The sequence below is a fragment of the Petrotoga halophila DSM 16923 genome (assembly GCF_002924615.1).
Genome location: NZ_JALY01000123.1, coordinates 1 through 1,185 on the forward strand (window position 1 = coordinate 1; position 1,185 = coordinate 1,185).

Annotated in this window: 1 protein-coding gene and 1 tRNA gene; both read right to left on the minus strand. The window is 33.8% G+C overall.

Features of this window, described 5'->3' with window-relative positions; translation table 11 throughout:
* Positions 1-256: 256 nt before the first annotated feature.
* Positions 257-589: a carboxymuconolactone decarboxylase family protein gene (locus tag AA81_RS05735; protein WP_103079447.1), complete on the minus strand. Its 333-nt coding sequence runs from the start codon at positions 587-589 to the stop codon at positions 257-259.
* Between the two features lie 275 nt (positions 590-864).
* Positions 865-938 (minus strand) — tRNA-Gln (locus tag AA81_RS05740).
* Positions 939-1,185: the final 247 nt, after the last annotated feature.

The window sequence follows — 1,185 nt, forward strand, 5'->3', positions numbered from 1 at the left end:
CCTTCCCCCGCTCCCCACCCCAAAGGATAAAACAGTTTCTTTCTCTTCACCCTGTTTCCTACCCAGAAGGATAAAAATATTTTTATCTTTTATTACATAACTGCCCTTTTAAGGAATAAATCTGCGGTACCTTAGAACCTTAAGCTCAGCTGAAAGAATAATGAAAATTTATTCCATTATCTCTATTTATCTTTTAACATTATAACAAAAAAGGGGAGATTTTCTCCCCTTTGAAAAAAATTGACTATTATTTTAGTTATTTTAGATCTTTTAAAGCTTCCAAAACCAAACCTGCATGCATTAAAGCCGGACCTCCACCCATTAACACTGCAACCCACGCAGCTTCCAGAATTTCCTCTTCTGTGGCACCTGCTTCTAACGCAAATTTTACATGACACGCGATACACCATTCACAGTCTCTGGCTATAGAAAGTGCAACAGCTATTAACTCTTTAGTCTTTTTATCAAGCGCTGCACCTTCTTCTTTTTCGATTGCCTCCATCATGTTTTGGAAACTCCCCATTTGCTCTGGGTTTGTCTTTGAAAACTCCTTCATCCAGTCCATTGCTTTTTGAAAACTATCTTTCATACTCACGGTAATCACCCCTTTTATAAGTTTTGTTATATATTTCACAATATTGCAAAAACAAATTTCAAATCTTGATCTTTCAAGTACCTTTTTTATCTTCTCAGACATATTATAACTTTAATTTGTTAAAATTTTAACAAGCAAACGTTTCATTTAAATCAAATTATTTTTTCATCTATAAGTTCTTCGTATTCTTCAAATACTCTTTATTTCAAGCGAAAGCTCTATTTGTTAAAAAAGAAAAAGGACCCTTTTAAAGGATCCTTAAATTGTATTGGCTGGGGGAGGAGGATTCGAACCTCCACTAACGGAGTCAGAGTCCGCTGTCCTGCCATTAGACGATCCCCCAATCAGCAAATTTATTATATCACAAAATTTTTTGGTTGACAAGTAAATTTGAGGATGGTATAATTTATTTTGATATATACTGTATATACAGATAAGTTTTAAAGTTTTTAAAGGCAGTATACACAAAACATAGTAGGAGGGTTCGTTATGACGTTTGATTCTTTGATAGAAAAAGTAGTTTCACAATCTCAAAGAAATTATTTATTATTTATTACTTCTTTGGGATGGGCTGTTGTAGCTGCATATGT

What these genes read in the sequence shown, in the direction of transcription:
- AA81_RS05735 (WP_103079447.1), bottom strand. Translation starts at nt 589, where the DNA reads ATGAAAGATAGTTTTCAAAAAGCAATGGACTGGATGAAGGAGTTTTCA.